Here is a 15,847-nt window from a genome sequence, read left to right as displayed (position 1 = left end):
GAGATGCCCTGCTTGACCCGTCGGGTGAGCAGTTGGGTGGCGACCTTGGCTTTGCGGCCGGTGCCGTCGTGGGCGAGGTTGAACGGTTCGTCGGCGGCGAGCAGTCGAACCCCGGCGCTTTCGAGGCGGTTCTCGATGTCGGTGGCGATGTAGGTGCGGCGGGCGATGCGGTCGATGGACTCGCAGATGACGAAGTCGAAACGCCGGTCGACGCGTTCGGCTTCGGCGAGCAGGTCCTGGATGCCGCCGTCGCGCGGGATGGGGATGTCGAACTGTTCGTGCGCGGTGCCTTTGCCGCGGGCGGCGAGTTCCTTGCGACCGGACTCGATGTCGTAGAAGTGCGCCACGATCAGCGCGTCCTCGGGCAGCACGAGCTGCGACGCTCGGAGTTGCCGGGGCAGTGACAGGGTCGGGTCCTGCTGGTCGTAGGTTGAGGTGCGTCCCGCCCAAGCGAAGCGCAGCAGCCGGGGACGCGCTTCGGCGGCTCCGGTGTTGTCGTCGTGACGGCGATAGGGGCTGCGTGGGCGGCCTACTGGTTGGTCGTCCGCCCACTTGCGGACGAGTTCTGGGCCAGCCATTCGGTCACCTCCCTCAGCACGCGCGCCTGCTGTTGCGCGAGCGCTTCGCCTTCGGGTCCGTCGAGGAGCTGGACGTCGAAGACCACTTCCGGCGCCTCGGGCTCGAACTGCTGCGCGGTCGTTTTTCGACGCCGACCAGCAGTGGACGACGGCCTTGTCGGATCGTCGCGGCCGGGCGGGCGTCGGTGGCCGTCGTGCTTCTTCGTCATCGCGCCTCACCCCGTGCGCGCGCCGTCGGGCTGCAGATCAGTTGACGCATCAGGTTGTGCACTTCGGCCGGCTGGTGCGAGACCCCAAAGGGCCATGCGTGCGACGAAGAGTCGGACGATGTCGAGAAGTCCTGTGGGACGGCGGTGGTGAGGGTGGCGACGCGCACTCCGCACTCCGCGAACTCCTGGAGAACTGCTTGGTGCTCGGACAGCCGCCGGGGCAGGCGGGACTCGTCGACACAAGCCACGACGTCGAACCCGCGATCGCGGTCATGTGCCCGCTGGAGCAGTTCGACAAGACCGCCGTGCACTCGACGTCCTGCCAATGACAGGACTCGCGGCGTGTCGTCGCCCCGCCGGTTCCACACGCCGATGTCAGCGAAACAGGCCGAGATCAAGGCGGGGTCGAGCAGGGCGGTTGTGACCGCGTGGAGTTGGCGCAACAGCGACAACGGAGCGTCCAAAGTACTTCCACACTTCCCGTAGAACGCGACACGCGGGTGTCCTGTGTGGACTTCGGTGCGTCGAGCGGGGCTGTTGTCAGCGGCCATCTCGCGCTCCTTTCTCTTACAGCGCTTGGTGTTGAAGCGCCGCCGCTGCGACGGCGTAGCTGTATCCACGCTCCATACGCCCGAGACGGTCAAGCGCGGTGCGACGCGGCACTCGCGTCGCACCGCTACGGCGATCAATCCCCAGGCCCGGTGATTCCCCTACCCCAGGCGGATTCGTCCCGTCGCGCGCCAACTGGGCGGCGTTTCCGGGCCGAGCAGACACGTACGGCACGTTTGCTATGGACCCGATGGGGCGAACCGTCCGGCACGGTCCGTGGGCCGACTTTCCTGGCCCCAGGAGCGAACCGGTCGGCGTCACGCGGCGCGACGCGAAGCGAGTTCCACGTGGTGCTCGAACTGCTCCTGCGGGTCGCGATTCCTTGCGGAGACAAGGTGGATCCGGCGTCGGTCAACCAAACGGGAGACGGCCGAACTCGGCGGCGCAACTGAGTGCGCGACAACCGGCCGGTGTTCGGCCGGTGCCGAGGGAGTGAGAGTCGCGAGTAGCCGGGTGTGCCAGTCCAGCGCGAAGCGCAGGCAGTTGGACTCGCTTCGGTGGGTGGAGGTGCAACCGGGCATGTGGCGGCCCCGCAGACTCCAGGATGCCGAGTCGCTGGAGGCGATGGCGTCGGCGTACCGAGCGAGGCCGAGCACCTTGGCGCCGAAGGCGTGGAGCTTGTAGCCGCGGGCGGCCAGCGAGCGCACGATGCGTTCGACCTCGACGGTGTGCTGGCGGCGGCATACACTTCCCACGCCCACCAACGGAAGCGCGGCCAGGTCGACGCCGCGTTCTTCGTACATGTCCGCGCACCGGTGGTAGTCAGTGATCGACTGTCCTTGGAGGACAGGGATGAACGGCAGCTCCGGGTCCAGGTCGCGCAGTCGGAGGTAGTCGACGACGGTGAGGTGTTGGTGGGTGCGCAGGCTCAGGCCAGTGCGGGCGAGAACGTGGTCTTCGGTCATGCGGTCGCGAGGTGCGGCCCAGTCGAGGTTGCCGATCTCGGTGGCGTAGCGGCGTACCGCCTTGACGTAGGTGGCGGCGTCGGTCCGCCATCTGCCGTGCAGCGACAGTTCCGTGAAACCTCCGGAGTCCAGCGCCCACGGGCCACTCGCGCGTGGGAGCGAGCGGCGGCCGGCCAGGCGCCGGTGGCTGACCAGGAACGGCACGCCGAGGTCGCGCGCCAGCCAGGATGGTTGATGGGTTCCCAGGTAGAACTTCACGGGCGCGTCACCTCCCGACACGCGATCGCGCTCGCGATGCGAAGCGCGGCAAGAGTGAGCAGCGTGGCGACCGCTTTGCCGACGAGCTGTCCGGGCACGGCCGTGAACGCGCCGAAGGCCAACGGCACGAACAGAACACTGTCGACCACGAGCCCACCGGCGTTCGACATCGCGACAGCTCCCAGGCGAGAGCGGTGACGCACCCTCGTATAGATCAGCGCGTCCACGATCTCCGATGCAGTGAAAGCGACGACGCTGGCCACCGCGATCTGCGGGGAGGCGAACACGGCGGACAGTCCCGCCCCGGCCACGATTCCCATGACCACTCCGCGGGCACCGAGCCTGTCCTGGACGAGGTCGCGCGCCGTCAGGCTTGCTCCCGCGAACACCGTGCCCGCAGGAACAACTAGTCCACCGACGACGAACGGCGGCCAACACACCGAGGCGATGTTGGCGGCGACGACCGCGAGCAAGTACCCGACCATCGCCGCCACGGCGAATCCCGCGTGCTGTGAGCCCATCCGACCCGATCGCCTCGACGGTGACGGCACAACGGGAGGCGATGACGTGTTTGCGGCGCTCATGCCGCACGCTCGCCAGGTCCGCGTCCTGTTCCGGCGATCGGCTCGCCGGACCGACAAGACCACGGCGAGCAACCATCTGGGTCGCCGTCCTCCTCAACGCCGTGCGCCGACTCGGTAGAGATCAGCCGTAGATGCTTCTTGGTCCTCGACTTCGCAGGCGCGTCAAGGTCCACCTGATCCAGCGGAACGCAGGAGCGGTGTAGGAAGTACTGCCCGCGCAACTCCTGCCCCTGCTTGGTGGCGTGCGGGTAGCCGTGGCGGATGGCGCGGTCGAACTCGACCGCCTCGGCCCAACCGTCCGGGTCGTTGTCGCGCACCCAACGCCAGCCCGCGTTGCCGTGGAAGGGGCATCCGACACAGGCTGACTTCACGGTCTCCCCGAAGCCTCGCTCGGCGAGGAACTCCAAGCACCGGGCCCGGTCGAAGCCGAGATCGATCAGCGGGAAGACGTTGCGCAGGAACCTCAGCCCGGAATCCTTCGCGCGCGTGAACTCGTCAGTGCTGATCCCGATGGCCTGCTCGGCGTAGACCCCTCGCGGCACACGTCGCGGATGCGGATATCCCAGCAGCTCCCGCGCGGCCTTCTTCAGCGGGGTGATCTTGTACTCCGCAGTACATTGCCTCCTCGCGAGCCCTCGCGACCCGTCGGGGTTGAGTGTGTGCAGGGGCATGGACACGAAGCGGTGCCGGGGATCGAGGGCGTCGGCACGGATGTTCCCCGCCGAGACTTGGCGCACCGGGATGCCGTGTCTCTCGGCGTGCGCCGCCAAGCGGTCGAGGTTCGCGTAGACGGCGCGCGGCTCCCAGCCTGTGTCGGCGAAAAGGGCGACGTCGAAGCGCGGGATCTCGCCCTCACACGCCAGCAGCAGCACGGTCGTGCTCTGCACTCCTGCGCCCAGGGACAGCAGTCGCAACGCGGGCCCGGGGTCGGGCACCGCGAGATTGGTCGTGGTCATGCCGCGGTCACCTCCTGCCCGGTCGGCGACCGGTGGTCGGTGTCGGTGGTGATGTCGAGGAGTTCGGCGAGGTCGGCCAGCAGCAGGGCCACCGCGTAGGCGGCCTGCTGGGGAACCACGCCGTTGCCCAGCGCCCGCAGCTGCGCGGTGCGGGGCAACGGAAGGTCGGTGACCCAGCCTTCGGCCAGCCCCATGAGGTGCTCGACGAAGGCGGGGGCGAGCACCGGGCGGCCGTGGTTGCCGGGCTGGGTCGGGTGCGGTGTCGGGCGGCCCAGCACCGCTTCCCAACGGCGGATCGCCGCCTCGTAGACACCCCAGTTCACCGGCATCGACTCGGCGCCGGATACCGAACTCGCCTCGAGGTCGGGGTCTGCGACCGCTACGAGATGTCGTCGGTCTCGCTGTCCCCGGCGAGATGGTGCGCCGGCGGGGTGAGCAGGCGGATGACCGCCGAGGGCAGCATCAGGTCGCCCTTGGACCCCCGCTGCGCCGGACAGCCCTTCGTCCCGTCCGTCGCTCGCGGCGTGGGCAGGAATGCCTCGGGGTCCACCAGCGGGAGCACCTGCTGTGACAGCGGTGGCCGGAACCCCGCTCCGGCCCTGCGGCCCGCTGTCCCGGTGTCCGACGCTCGCGGAGTCGGCAACAACCGAAGCCGGTCCAGCAGGGACGGACCGCCCTGCCTGCTGGCGGCGCTGACGCCATTGGAGGAGCCGTCGTGCGCGGTCGGCGTCGGCAGCATCTCCGCCTCGTCGACCGAGGCCGGGCTCGCGCAACCAGGCGAGCAGGAACACCCGCTCGCGACGGTGCGCGGCTCCGACGTCGGCGGCGCGGACGCTACGCCAGAGCGCGTCATACCCCGCTTCGGCCAGGTCGCCGAGTACACGGTGGAGTCCTCCGTTGCGCCAGCGAAGCGCGGCGACGTTCTCCACCACGACGAGCGCGGGTCGTAGTACGCGAATGCCCGCCACGATGTCGGCCCACAGCCCACTGCGGACTCCCTTCTCGATGCCCGCGCGCTTCCCGGCGGCGGAGATGTCCTGGCAGGGGAACCCCGCGACGAGCACGTCGACCGGCTCGACTGCGGCCCAGTCGATGTGCCGTAGGTCGCCGAGGTTCGGGATGCCCGGTGTGCGGGCGTCGAGGATCTGAGCGATGTGCGGGTCGGGGTCGGCGACCCAGGCGATTCGGCCGCCGCCGAGGGCGGCCAGCACCCCGAGGTCCAGGCCGCCGTAGCCGGTGCACAACGAGCCCACGACCGGATCGGACCCGGCGACAGGGCGGGCCCGCCGCCCCGGCCCCGGCGTCACCGCCGGGGCCGGAACGAGAGTGAGCGGACGGGCCGCCCGCTCACGGTGCGAGCGCGGTGAACGGCGTGTCATGCCGCCTGGCCTCGCTCACCCGCACCGTCACGCGCGGCACCCGCGGATCGCGCCGAGCGGTACTGCCCGAGGTCGACCACGTTCCCCGTCGACGTGCCGGCCGCGCTGCTGCCGACGGACTTGTGCAGGGCGGTGCGGAAGACGAGAACGTCCTCGTGGGCGATCAGGTGCAGGGGCAGTCCAGCCTCGCGCTGCTTGCGGATGAAGTCGCGCTGGAAGAACGACCCGCGGGCCACGAGGTCGGTCTCGGCGGCGCGGGCGAGCAGCGCGACGTTGCGCTCGACCGGGATCAGGCCGGCGGCGCGCCCGCACGCGAGGATCTGCGAGGGCAGGTCGATCAGCTCGGCGTGCTCGCGCCACGGGCGGATGGTGATGGCGATGTGCCCACCGGGCTTGAGGAAGGTGCGCAGCGCCGCGAGGATGCGCGTGAACCCGGCCAGCAGCCGGTGGTGGCCGATGTTGGCGAGGTTGCCGCGGTCGAGGGTGTTGCCGTAGAGGTGGTGGTACTTCTGCACCCCCGCGCCGGGCGCGACCGACACCTGCCCGTGGGTCGAGGGACCGTAGGGCGGGGAGGTCACCACCAGCGCCGCCTGCCCGACGTACTCCGGTGGCAGCAGCGTCACGAGCTGGCGGGCGTCGCCGTGGAACACCCGCGCGTCGATCCCCTTCTCACCGCCGACGCCCTGCTCCCGCGCGACGTCGAGATTTGCGTTCGCAACGTCAACCCAGTGGGGTTCGTACTCCACGCCGACCGCGCGGCGGCCGAGCCGGACGGCTTCGACGAGGGTGGTGCCGATTCCGCACATCGGGTCGAGCACCAACTCGCCGGGCTTGGTGTAGTGGGCGACGGCGTGGCGGACGACCTCGGGCAGCATCTTGGCCGGATGCGCGGTCGACTCGGGCGTGTACTTGTTCTTGCGCTGGGCGGCCGGCGAGGACTGCGCGGTCGTCCACACCGACACCGCGGGCGGCTCCCCGCCGGTCTTCTGCTCGCCGCTGTCCACAGAGTTGTCCACAGCGGTGGGTGGGGTGTCGAGCGCGGCGATGAGCGCGCGCGGGATGCGCTGGGTCTGCTCGTCGCCGAACGCTGTGGCGGTCGGTGTGGAGGGCTCGGCGATGGGCTGTTGGGTGGCGTCGTGCGTCACGGGTGTGCCTTCCTGGGGGTGCGGTCCGGGGTGGGCGAAGTCGTCGTTCGACGCGGGCCTGGGCGTGGCCGTCATCGGAGGTCTTCGGGTTGCGAGTCCGCGTTCGCAGGCCCGCTCGGCGACGCCGCGGAGGTCGGCTGGTGGTCGTGCGGCTGGGCGAAGACGAGGACGTCGGAGTGGATGCGCCGATGCGGCGCGGGCAGTCCTCGCACGGCGGCGCGGTGGCGTGCGCGCGCGTCGGTGTCGTCGGTGTCGCGCTCACCGACGACACCGCCGGAGTGGTCGTCGGACGGCGTGTCTGCGAGGTGGAACCGGCCGTCGCGGACCGGTGTGTGCAGGGCGACGATGTGCTGGAGGTAGAGCAGGTCGGCGTTCTGTCCGGCGGTCACCACAGCGCCCGTCGGGTCGGTCAGTTCACCGGACGTCCAGTCACAGTGCGTGAGGACGACGAGGATGCCGCCGACACGGAGACGCCGTGCCGCGTAGAGCGCGACGAGGTCCGCGCTGTGGTTGCCGGACAGGTGCGGCGGCAGGCTCGCCACGATCAGGTCGGCAGCGTCGCCGGGGTTCGTCACCGTGTCCGGAACGGGCGCCGCGACGGTGGCCTCCGGCGCGGTGGGGATGGTGGCAGGAGCCAGGTCCACGCCGCCGACGAGGTCGGCCCAGAACGGTCGGGAGGCCGGGCCGGTCGAGGTCGGGTCGACGGGGATGCGTTCGATGCGCGCGGCGCGGTCGAGACGCTCGATGACGGCGATGGTGTCGGCCAGTTCGGGGTCCGGCTCGGCGCCGGGCGCGTGGTCGATGACACCGTCGGCACCAACTACACCGAGCGCCGGACGGGCGCGCTCGGGCGTCGGCCAGTCCAGCAGCACGACTCGTTCGGCGGGCTTGCTGAACGAGGTGACGATCCGCTCGACGAGGGCCGCGGGCCAGGTGGCGGCGAGGTCGATCGGTGCGGTGCCGGCGGTCCAGACGGTCGCCGGAGTCGGGGTGGACGCCGAGCCGCGTGACCGCGTGCGGCCGGTGTCGGTCGCGGGCTTGCCGGGGCTGACGCGCGTGGTGGTCGGGGCGGTCGGCCACGGTCGGCGGTCGCCGCCCCGGCGGACGCCGGGGCGGGCCGGAGCGGGGTGGGTGGAGTCGGTGCGCCGTCGGGGCGAGCGGCGGGCGGAGTCGTCGGACTGGGTCACGGGTGTCCCTTCGCCAGGCTGGGTGCGCCTGTCGGTGTGAGGCGCTGATGACACCCCTGAACTCCGAAATACGGGCCTTTTGGGGACACGCTCCCTGCAACTTTCTCAAGCCCGATTCACAGCCACTCGAATAGCCGGAAGGGTTCGCGCGCGCGTGCCCGCGCCAAGAGAGGCGACGGTTCACGAGAAGTGTCGGAGCGCCTTTTTCCGAACCCGCCGAGATCGTGAGTAACATCGTCGGTGACAGCGGGTGGCGGCGCGCTCACAGCGATGACCAAACTGGTACCGAACTAGTACCGCGACGGCGAAAGTCCAGCTAGAGGGGTATTACCGGCATCGCGATTGCGATCTTGTTTTCGCTCGCCAGGTGATCCATAAGGGCGCTAAATGTGGATCTTGTGACGCCTGCCGGGCGAGGTTGATGATCGCCGGTACCTCTGCGGTAGTAGTTCGGTACCAGTTTGGTAATCGGTTGGTACTACCCGCCGTGGCGTCCTGGGCAAGTCGTTGATTCCGACTTGCTTTCGGGAGTCATTCCATGAGTTCACGTGAAGCTTTTCCGCGCTCGGGTTTCGAGCGCGACTCCATGCCCCTGGACGCGGCGCGGGCGGCGTTCGAGTGGCTGGTCACCGGGCCGCACCCGGTGTCGGTGGACGGCCGGTTGTTCCCCGGTCTCCCGGCACGGCGGGTGCCGTTGAACGAGCTGCGTGACCGGCTGCTGCGCCGCCGCTGTCCGCAGGCACTGCGCGACGCGGCGTGGGCCCACCTGGTCCTGCTCGCCCGCACCGAAGGCGGCGCCTGGACCGTCGGTGCGGTCGGAGTCGCGCTGCCCGCACTCACCTCCATCGCCGCCACCTTGTCGGCGAAGTTCGCCGGTGACCCGAGCGACATCCACGCCGCGGTGCTCGCCGGGTTCGTCGCCGAGTTGGGCGAGATCGATCTGCGTCGTCCGCGCGTCATGTTGCGGCTGAGGTGGGCCGCCTACCGCGCCGGCCACGCCGCCGTGCGCGAGGCACTGGACGCGCCGGTGCCCTCGGGACACGGGTTCCGCTCGACGATGCCGCCGCCCCCGTGGGGCCACCCGGACTTCGTCCTTGCCCGCGCCGTCGCGGACGGTGCCATCACTTCCACCGAGGCCGAACTCATCGGCTCCACCCGGCTGGAAGGCGTGCCGCTGGCCGACGCCGCGGCCGAGCGCGACCTCTCCTATCAAGCGGCCAAGAAGGCGCGTCTGCGCGCCGAGCACCGCCTGGTCGCCTACCTGCTCGACGACACCAGCGACACCTTGCACGCCGGTCCGCACGAGGGCGATGTCGCGACCCAGGTGGCCGACGCCGTGACCATCACCGCCGCCGCCGAGCGCTCTGCCCGACCCGCCGCACTGTCACGCACTGTCACTGAGTTGGCGGGGCGCGCGGCGAAGAAAGTCGGCGATCGCGTGTCCCCGCAGGGCCGGTTTTCCGGAGTTCAGGGGTGCGGGAGGAGACCAGACACCCCCGCGCACACCACCTCTTCGCCCACGCCGCATCCCGAGTCACAGCACTCGGCGCAGCGGCTTTCGGGCACGACTTCGGGAGTGTCGCGATGCGCCTGACTCGTACCTCTGTTCGTCCTCACAACCCCCGCCGGCCCGGTGACCACCGGCCCCACTGCGGGGCCGTCCTCAGTCGCTGCGAGGCGACCTCGCGGGCCCACGTGCCGATGTGCACGGGCCCGCTGCAGCCGAGCTGTGACAACACCACACCTCCGACCTCTCAGGGGCGCGGCGTCCGTCGCCGGAACCTCCGTCGACGCGTGCTGCTGGTCGCCGAGTTGGTCGTGGTGGTGCTGCTGGCCTCTGGCGCGACGGCTCACGCCGACACCGTGGTGCTCGCGATCGCGGGCAGCGTCGACGAGGTCCTGACCAACATCCGCAACTGGCTGATGGGCATCCTCGCCGGGCTGGCCACGGTGTTTCTCACCATCGGCGGCGTCCGCCGCGTGTTCGGCGGCGGTGACCCCGGCGAGCAGGAGAAGGCCAAGGAGTGCTTCAAGGCGGCCGGGATCGGCTACGCCTTGGCGGCTCTCGCTCCACTGGTCGTCACCGTGCTCAAGGGCATCGTGGGGGCCTGACCGATGCGCCCGCCGAACAGGCCGGTCAGGTCTGCCCCACGCCGCACATCGGTCGGCCCCACCGTCGGCTCGCTGCACGACACGACGCCCACCGCGCAACGCGGGTCGGTGTCGGCGGACCGCCGGGAGATGCTCGCGCCTCCGGCCGCGAGCTACCGGCGGCCCCGCCGGCACGGGCGACTCCTCCGCGTCACGCGGAGCCGGGCGCTGGTGGCGTTGGCGGTGAGCCTGGTCGTCCTGTTGGGCGGCACCCTCGCCTCGGCGGCGTTCGCCCCGGACTCGGGAACACCAGTGGTCCCGGCTGCCGCCGCGCAACCCGCGCCGCCGACCAACCAGCCGCCGCTCCCGATCCCGACGGTCGACCCGGACCCCTGTGGTCCGGGCTCGCCGCCGCTGCCGATCTGCACGCTGCCCACGCCGACGACGACACCGCCCATGACCGGGCTGCCGTTGCCCATCCCGACCGGGCCGCCGACCTCGGTCACCTGTTTTCCCGGGTCGCTCCAGTACGAGTGCCTCAACCAGTCGACCACGCCCACCAAGCCGCCGTGCACCGGTGAGGGCTGCATCCCGCAGCCCGGCACTACCACCACGCCGCCGACCAACCCCGGCACGGGACAGCCGGGACAGGGTGAGCAGACCGAGGACGACTGCGGGATCACCGACATCGGTGCCTGCATCACCGAGGCCATCAACGCCTTCTTCCGGGGCATCGTCACCGAGGCGCTCAACCCGCTGCTGGATCTGCTGTCCAAGACGCTGCTGACCACGCCGATGCCGGACTCGCTGCCGCGAGTGGGCGAGCTGTGGGACAACTCCTGGCAGATCCTGCTCATCTCCTACGGCCTGCTGGTGCTCATCGCCGGGGTCATCGCGATGGGCTACCAGACCGTCCAGACCCGACACTCCATCAAGGAGCTCGCGCCGCGTCTGGTGGTCGGGTTCCTGGCCGGCGCCTTGAGCTTGTGGGTGGCGACCAAGGGCATCCAGATCGCCAACGCGCTCGTCGCGGCGATCATGGGCGGCGGGGTCGACGCGAACTCCGCGGGCGAGACGCTGCGCAACCTCGTGCTGGGCAGTCTCAACGGTGGCATCTGGATCATCTTCATCGGCATCTTCCTCGCCGGGATGCTCGTCGCGCTGCTCATCACCTACGTGGTGCGGGTCGCGCTGACCATCATCCTCATCGCCGGGGCGCCGCTGGCGCTGATGTTCCACGCCCTGCCGCAGACCGAGGGCATCGCCTACTGGTGGTGGAAAGCCTACGGCGGGTGCCTGGGCATCCAACTCGGCCAGAGCCTGACGCTGATCACCGCGATGAAGGTGTTCCTCGCCCCCGGCGGGTTCACAATCTTCGGCCCGACCATGTCCGGGTTGGTCAACCTCCTGGTCGCGCTCGCGCTGATGTACATCCTGTTCAAGATCCCGTTCTGGGTGCTGTCCTCGGTGCGCGGCGGGGGCGGCGGTCGCGGTCTGATCGGGTCGCTGGTCCGGGCGTTCGTCGCCTACAAGACCTTCGGTCTGCTCGGCGGCGGCGGTCGCGGCAAGAGCCCGAAGCCTCGCCCCTCGGGCGGCGGCCGGGGCGGCAACGGCGGCGGAAGTTCCAGCGGCGGCAGCGGTTCGTCCAACCCGTACGCCAACGCGCAAACCACCGCGAACGGGCAGTACGTCCTGCCGCTGCCCGGTGTGCGCCGGACCCGCCCAACGGGCAAGCCAGCGCCGAAGACGAAGCCCGGTCCGGCCCCGAAGTCCTCCGGTCCGCAGGGCCGCCAGCTAGCCCTGCCGCTCGGTGACGACTGGACGGCGATCCGGGGTCCGCCGCCAGGTCCGGAACGGACGTCGATGGCGCCGAGGAAGGACAACAACCGCAGCGCCTCCCGGAGCGAGCCCCGGGACACGTCGAAGTAGCCCATCAGCGCGGCCTCCGAGGCCAGTCGGTCGCCTGGCTTGAGTTCGCGGCGGTACGCCTCGCGCATCATGTGGCGCGCCGTGCGTTCTGGAACGGTTCCGCGCTCGGACACGTCCGGGCTCCTCTCGACAGTCTGCGGCACAAACTCTTATACTAGATTCGTGCTATCTAAGGTACTAGATTCTGCCTTCGTGTTTTCCCCCGAACACCAGGCGTTCGAGGAGTCGGTCGCGACGCTGGCTCGGCGCGAATTCCACGATGGCTACCTTGCCAGGGCGACCAGCGACGACATGTGCTGGCCAGAGCTGGCACAGCTGGGACGGCACGGCCTGCTGGGGCTGTCGCTGCCCGAGGACGCCGGCGGCCAGGGCGCCGATCCGGTCACCGTCGGCATCGCCTGCGAGCAGATGGCCAAGGCCGACTTCAACCTCTCCTACCTGATCTTCGCCACGGTGCTGGCGCAGGGCGTGCTCACGGGCCTGCCCGAGCCGGTCGCTCGTCCGATCGTCCGGGCGGTGACCGCGGGGGAGCAGCTCCTGGCACTGGCGCTCACCGAACCCAGGGGCGGCTCGGACGCCAGCGCGACGTCCGTCCGGGCGCGGCCGGTCCCCGGCGGATACCTGCTGTCCGGTGAGAAGACCTCGGTGACACTGGGTATGCACGCCGCACACGCCATCGTCGTGGCGACGTGCGACCCGGACGCGGGATCCCGGGGAACACGGCGGTTGCTGGTCGCCCTGGACGATCCGACGGTCACCCGGCAGCGCATCGCCGACCCCGGTTTCCGTCCGCTGAGCCGGGCCGGTCTGACCTTCGACGACACCTTCGTCCCCGCCGAACACGAGATCGCCGGAACGGGCAGCGGGCTGGCCGCCCTGCTGGCCGACTTCGACCTGACCCGGACGCTGCTTGGCCTGATGGTGGTGGGCGCGGCCCGCCGGGCCATGGAGGCGACCATCGAATGGGTCCGGGACCGTGAAGCGTTCGGCTCGCCCATCGCGCGCTTCCAGGGCGTGTCGTTCAACCTCGCCGAGCACGACACGCAGTTGGAGGCCGCGCGGTGGCTGTGCTACCGCACGCTGGGCCTGCGGGCCGCTGGCCTGCCGCACACCAGGGAAGCGGCGATGTGCAAGTGGTGGGCGCCGCGCGTGGCGGTCCAGGCCATCAACGACTGCATCGTCCTGCACGGACACGTGGGCTGGTCCACCGAGATGCCCCTGCAGCAACTGCTCCTCGACGTCAGCGGGGTACAGATCGGCGACGGCACACCACAGATCCAGAAGCTCGTCATCGCGCGTCAGCTGATCGGCCGCCGGTACGTCGGTTGACGCGGCTCAGATCCCACCACATCCCACTACGGCAAAGGAGCCAGTATGCGGAGGGTCAAAGGATGTCCATCCACGTCGATGAACGACGTCCAGCTGAACACCACGACGTTCATCCGGCACGCGGCGCGAACCTATCCTGAGCAGGAGGTCGTGTACCGCACGTCGGCCGGGTTGCAGCGCTACACCTACGCGGACGCGTACCGGCGGATGATGCGGCTGGCCAACGCCCTGGAGTCGCTGGGTGTGCAGCCGGGCGAGCGGGTCGGTGTGCTGGACTGGAACACCCACCGCCATTTCGAGCTCTACTTCGCCATTCCCGGCACCGGCGCGGCGCTGCTGCAGATGAACCTGCGCATCTCGACGGAGGATCTGACCTACGTCGCCACGCACAGCGAGGTGTCCTACATCTTCGTCGACGAGTCGCTGCTGCCGATCGCCGAGGCGATCGCGCCGAACCTCAAGAACGTCAAGGGTTACGTGGTGATGTCCGACCGGCCGGTCGGCGAGATCAAGACGACACTCGGCCCGGTGCACGGCTACGAGGAGCTGCTGGCCGAGGCCGACGACGTCTACGACTGGCCGCAGGTCGACGAGAACAGTGCCTACAGCGCCTGTTACACCTCCGGCACGACCGGACGCCCCAAGGGCGTCTACTACTCGCACCGCAACATCTACCTGCACTCCATCACCATGGCGGCGTACCTCGGGATCAGCAGCGACGACTGTGCCTGCCTGATCGTCCCGATGTTCCACGGCCAGTCGTGGGGCCTGTTCTACGCGTGCGCGATGATGGGGGCGAAGCTGGTCTTTCCCGGCCGCTATACCGCGGAGGACACCAATCCGTTGGTGGACCTGATGATCCAGGAGAAGGTCACGATCGCGTGTGGCGCCCCGGCGATCTTCCAGCCGATGCTGCAGTACATCCGCACCCTGCCGGACAAGCCCGACTTCAGCCGCGCCCGGTTCCTCTCCGGGGCGACCGAGCCACCGCTGTCGATGATGCGCGGCTTCAAGGAACTGACCGGGGCGGAGATCATCCACGCCTACGGTGCCACCGAGACCACCCCGCTGGTCGCGGTGAACTACCGGCTGAAGCCGTCGCTGGCCGGCCTGACCGAGGAGGAGCGGTGGGACCTCAAGCGCAAGCAGGGACTGCTGGTCACCGGCGTGGATGTCCGGGTCGTCGGCGCCGACGGTGAGGAGGTGCCGCACGACGGAGTCAGTGTCGGTGAGGTGTGCATGCGCGGGCCGTGGATCGCCGGCAGGTACTACAACGCGCCTGGCACCGAGGGCAACTTCCTCGACGGCTACTGGCGCAGCGGCGACGCGGCCACCATCGACCAGAACGGCTACCTGAAGATCGTCGACCGGATCAAGGACGTGATCAAGAGCGGCGGCGAGTGGATCTCGTCGATCGACATGGAGAACGCCATCATCGGCCACCCGGACGTGCTCGACGCCGCGGTTGTCGGCCTGCCGCACCCGAAGTGGCAGGAACGCCCGCTCGCGCTGGTGATCCGCCGGGAGGGCGGCACGGTCACCGACGACGACATCCGGACTCTGCTGCTCGACAGCGGCTTCGCCCGCTGGCAACTGCCCGACCAGATCCGGTTCGTGTCCGAGATCCCGAAGACCAGTGTCGGCAAGACGAGCAAGAAGACCATCGTGGCCCAGTACCGCAACCTCTACGACCCGAGCGCCGGCGATGAGTGAGCCGCAGAGCCCCGTGCGCGTCGAGCGCTCGGGACGAGTACTGGTCATGACACTCGCGCGACCGCAGGCCCGCAACGCGGTGAACGGCGCCGTGGCCCGGGATCTGGAGGCCGCCATCGACCTGCTCGAAGGGGACGACGAGCTCTGGGCGGGCGTGCTCACCGGGGACGGGCCGGTGTTCTGCGCGGGCGCCGACCTCAAGGTGGTCGCCAACGGTGGGCTCGGCGAGCTGGTCACCGAACGCGGCGGCTTCGCCGGACTCGTTCGTCGCGAAAGGACGAAACCGGTCATCGCGGCGCTCAACGGCGACGCGCTCGCCGGCGGGATGGAGATCGCGATCGCGTGCGATCTCGTGCTGGCCGCGCGGGGAGTACGCCTCGGCATCCCGGAGGCCGCCCGGTCGCTGCTCGCCGTCGGTGGTGCGCTGGCCAACCTGCCGAGGCTGATCGGTGAGAAGGCCGCTCTCGAACTGGCGATGACCGCCGTGCCGTGGCCGGCCGAACGGTTCGTCCAGCTCGGCCTGCTGTCCGGGGTGGTGCCGCCGGAGGCGCTGCGCGAGCAGGCGCTGCGGCTGGCGGAATCCATCTGCGCCAACGCTCCGCTCGCCGTGCGGGCCTCCCGCGCCGCCATCCTCGCCGGCCGGGACCTGCCCGAGGACGCCCGGTGGGAACTGGCCGACCGGCTGCTGGCCGACCTCGCCCGCACCGAGGACTTCAAGGAGGGGCCGGCATCCTTCCTGGAGAAGCGCCCGCCGCGATGGACGGGACGATGAACTGAGGCGGCCCGCTCGATCATTTGGTTCGGGTTGACATGCGTCACACTCGCCTTACAATACTGCCTGGTTAGTTAACTTTGCTGGAGCGCCGCGATGCGCCCAGCCCGGCTCTTTCAAGTCGTGCCGGCGTGATGACGAGACGCGCACGTCGCTCGTATCCCATGCCAATTCAGGGAAAGGACACGGAACAATGGGGTTCC

The 15,847-nt window shown here is 69.9% G+C and carries 15 protein-coding genes and 1 pseudogene; 7 read left to right on the top strand and 9 right to left on the bottom strand.

The window, feature by feature from the left end; translation table 11 throughout:
* Positions 1-68: 68 nt before the first annotated feature.
* Positions 69-404 (top strand): hypothetical protein, encoded by a 336-nt coding sequence (locus YWM_RS0105455; RefSeq protein ID WP_028849868.1) that lies wholly within the window; start codon positions 69-71, stop codon positions 402-404.
* A 125-nt stretch (positions 405-529) separates the two neighbouring features.
* Here the strand turns inward: YWM_RS0105455 and YWM_RS0105450 are convergent, their stop codons facing one another.
* The 8 genes from YWM_RS0105450 to YWM_RS0105410 all read right to left on the bottom strand — a co-directional run bounded on the left by YWM_RS0105450 (position 530) and on the right by YWM_RS0105410 (position 7,810).
* Positions 530-787, bottom strand: coding sequence for a hypothetical protein (locus tag YWM_RS0105450; protein WP_028849867.1), 258 nt, complete (start codon positions 785-787; stop codon positions 530-532).
* The gene (locus tag YWM_RS26575) at positions 784-1,338 is read right to left on the bottom strand and encodes a recombinase family protein (protein WP_156914661.1); all 555 of its coding nucleotides are present in this window, start codon (positions 1,336-1,338) and stop codon (positions 784-786) included. The genes YWM_RS0105450 and YWM_RS26575 overlap by 4 nt, the downstream gene beginning before the upstream one ends.
* Before the next feature lie 315 nt (positions 1,339-1,653).
* Entirely contained in the window at positions 1,654-2,559 is a 906-nt protein-coding gene (locus tag YWM_RS22325) for a deazapurine DNA modification protein DpdA family protein (RefSeq protein ID WP_245565931.1), read from the bottom strand.
* The gene (locus tag YWM_RS22320; protein ID WP_043659822.1) at positions 2,556-3,080 is read right to left on the bottom strand and encodes a VUT family protein; all 525 of its coding nucleotides are present in this window, start codon (positions 3,078-3,080) and stop codon (positions 2,556-2,558) included. Before YWM_RS22320 ends, YWM_RS22325 begins: the two co-directional genes overlap by 4 nt.
* A gap of 59 nt (positions 3,081-3,139) precedes the next feature.
* Entirely contained in the window at positions 3,140-4,099 is a 960-nt protein-coding gene (locus YWM_RS0105430; RefSeq protein WP_052344591.1) for a hypothetical protein, read from the bottom strand.
* Positions 4,096-5,478: a DNA cytosine methyltransferase gene (locus tag YWM_RS25105; RefSeq protein ID WP_156914660.1), complete on the bottom strand. Its 1,383-nt coding sequence runs from the start codon at positions 5,476-5,478 to the stop codon at positions 4,096-4,098. The genes YWM_RS0105430 and YWM_RS25105 overlap by 4 nt, the downstream gene beginning before the upstream one ends.
* The gene (locus YWM_RS22300; RefSeq protein ID WP_052344589.1) at positions 5,475-6,698 is read right to left on the bottom strand and encodes a TRM11 family SAM-dependent methyltransferase; all 1,224 of its coding nucleotides are present in this window, start codon (positions 6,696-6,698) and stop codon (positions 5,475-5,477) included. Before YWM_RS22300 ends, YWM_RS25105 begins: the two co-directional genes overlap by 4 nt.
* Positions 6,695-7,810 carry a hypothetical protein gene (locus YWM_RS0105410; RefSeq protein ID WP_028849864.1) on the bottom strand — a complete coding sequence of 372 codons (1,116 nt, stop codon included), beginning with the start codon at positions 7,808-7,810 and terminating at the stop codon, positions 6,695-6,697. Before YWM_RS0105410 ends, YWM_RS22300 begins: the two co-directional genes overlap by 4 nt.
* A 538-nt stretch (positions 7,811-8,348) precedes the next feature.
* Here YWM_RS0105410 and YWM_RS0105405 point away from each other — a divergent pair.
* The 3 genes from YWM_RS0105405 (at position 8,349) to YWM_RS27225 (ending at position 11,830) form a co-directional block, all read left to right on the top strand.
* Positions 8,349-9,404, top strand: coding sequence for a hypothetical protein (locus YWM_RS0105405; protein ID WP_028849863.1), 1,056 nt, complete (start codon positions 8,349-8,351; stop codon positions 9,402-9,404).
* 200 nt (positions 9,405-9,604) lie between these two features.
* Positions 9,605-9,922, top strand: coding sequence for a pilin (locus YWM_RS0105400; RefSeq protein WP_028849862.1), 318 nt, complete (start codon positions 9,605-9,607; stop codon positions 9,920-9,922).
* A gap of 3 nt (positions 9,923-9,925) precedes the next feature.
* Positions 9,926-11,830: a TrbL/VirB6 family protein gene (locus YWM_RS27225; protein ID WP_483855300.1), complete on the top strand. Its 1,905-nt coding sequence runs from the start codon at positions 9,926-9,928 to the stop codon at positions 11,828-11,830.
* Here YWM_RS27225 and YWM_RS27220 read toward each other — a convergent pair.
* Positions 11,803-11,898: pseudogene (locus tag YWM_RS27220) on the bottom strand (hypothetical protein); the annotation flags it as partial. The gene YWM_RS27225 and the pseudogene YWM_RS27220 sit on opposite strands and share 28 nt — an antisense overlap.
* Positions 11,899-12,022: 124 nt before the next feature.
* Between YWM_RS27220 and YWM_RS0105390 the strand changes: the two are divergent.
* The 3 genes from YWM_RS0105390 to YWM_RS0105380 all read left to right on the top strand — a co-directional run bounded on the left by YWM_RS0105390 (position 12,023) and on the right by YWM_RS0105380 (position 15,644).
* Entirely contained in the window at positions 12,023-13,159 is a 1,137-nt protein-coding gene (locus YWM_RS0105390) for an acyl-CoA dehydrogenase family protein (RefSeq protein ID WP_028849861.1), read from the top strand.
* Positions 13,160-13,237: 78 nt separating this feature from the next.
* Positions 13,238-14,872 (top strand): long-chain fatty acid--CoA ligase, encoded by a 1,635-nt coding sequence (locus YWM_RS0105385; protein ID WP_245565930.1) that lies wholly within the window; start codon positions 13,238-13,240, stop codon positions 14,870-14,872.
* Entirely contained in the window at positions 14,865-15,644 is a 780-nt protein-coding gene (locus YWM_RS0105380; RefSeq protein ID WP_043659816.1) for an enoyl-CoA hydratase-related protein, read from the top strand. Before YWM_RS0105385 ends, YWM_RS0105380 begins: the two co-directional genes overlap by 8 nt.
* The last annotated feature ends 203 nt before the right edge of the window (positions 15,645-15,847 follow it).

This window comes from Thermocrispum municipale DSM 44069 (genome assembly GCF_000427825.1).
Classification (GTDB): domain Bacteria; phylum Actinomycetota; class Actinomycetes; order Mycobacteriales; family Pseudonocardiaceae; genus Thermocrispum; species Thermocrispum municipale.
The sequence above is the reverse complement of the archived record's forward strand: the minus strand, read 5'-3'. Positions and strand labels throughout refer to the sequence as shown.

Coding starts and splice junctions, on each gene's coding strand:
- YWM_RS0105405 (WP_028849863.1), top strand. CDS start 8,349: ATGAGTTCACGTGAAGCTTTTCCGCGCTCGGGTTTCGAGCGCGACTCC.
- YWM_RS0105450 (WP_028849867.1), bottom strand. CDS start 787: ATGACGAAGAAGCACGACGGCCACCGACGCCCGCCCGGCCGCGACGAT.
- YWM_RS26575 (WP_156914661.1), bottom strand. CDS start 1,338: ATGGCCGCTGACAACAGCCCCGCTCGACGCACCGAAGTCCACACAGGA.
- YWM_RS0105380 (WP_043659816.1), top strand. CDS start 14,865: ATGAGTGAGCCGCAGAGCCCCGTGCGCGTCGAGCGCTCGGGACGAGTA.
- YWM_RS25105 (WP_156914660.1), bottom strand. CDS start 5,478: ATGACACGCCGTTCACCGCGCTCGCACCGTGAGCGGGCGGCCCGTCCG.
- YWM_RS0105385 (WP_245565930.1), top strand. CDS start 13,238: ATGAACGACGTCCAGCTGAACACCACGACGTTCATCCGGCACGCGGCG.
- YWM_RS0105430 (WP_052344591.1), bottom strand. CDS start 4,099: ATGACCACGACCAATCTCGCGGTGCCCGACCCCGGGCCCGCGTTGCGA.
- YWM_RS22300 (WP_052344589.1), bottom strand. CDS start 6,698: ATGACGGCCACGCCCAGGCCCGCGTCGAACGACGACTTCGCCCACCCC.
- YWM_RS22320 (WP_043659822.1), bottom strand. CDS start 3,080: ATGGGCTCACAGCACGCGGGATTCGCCGTGGCGGCGATGGTCGGGTAC.
- YWM_RS27225 (WP_483855300.1), top strand. CDS start 9,926: ATGCGCCCGCCGAACAGGCCGGTCAGGTCTGCCCCACGCCGCACATCG.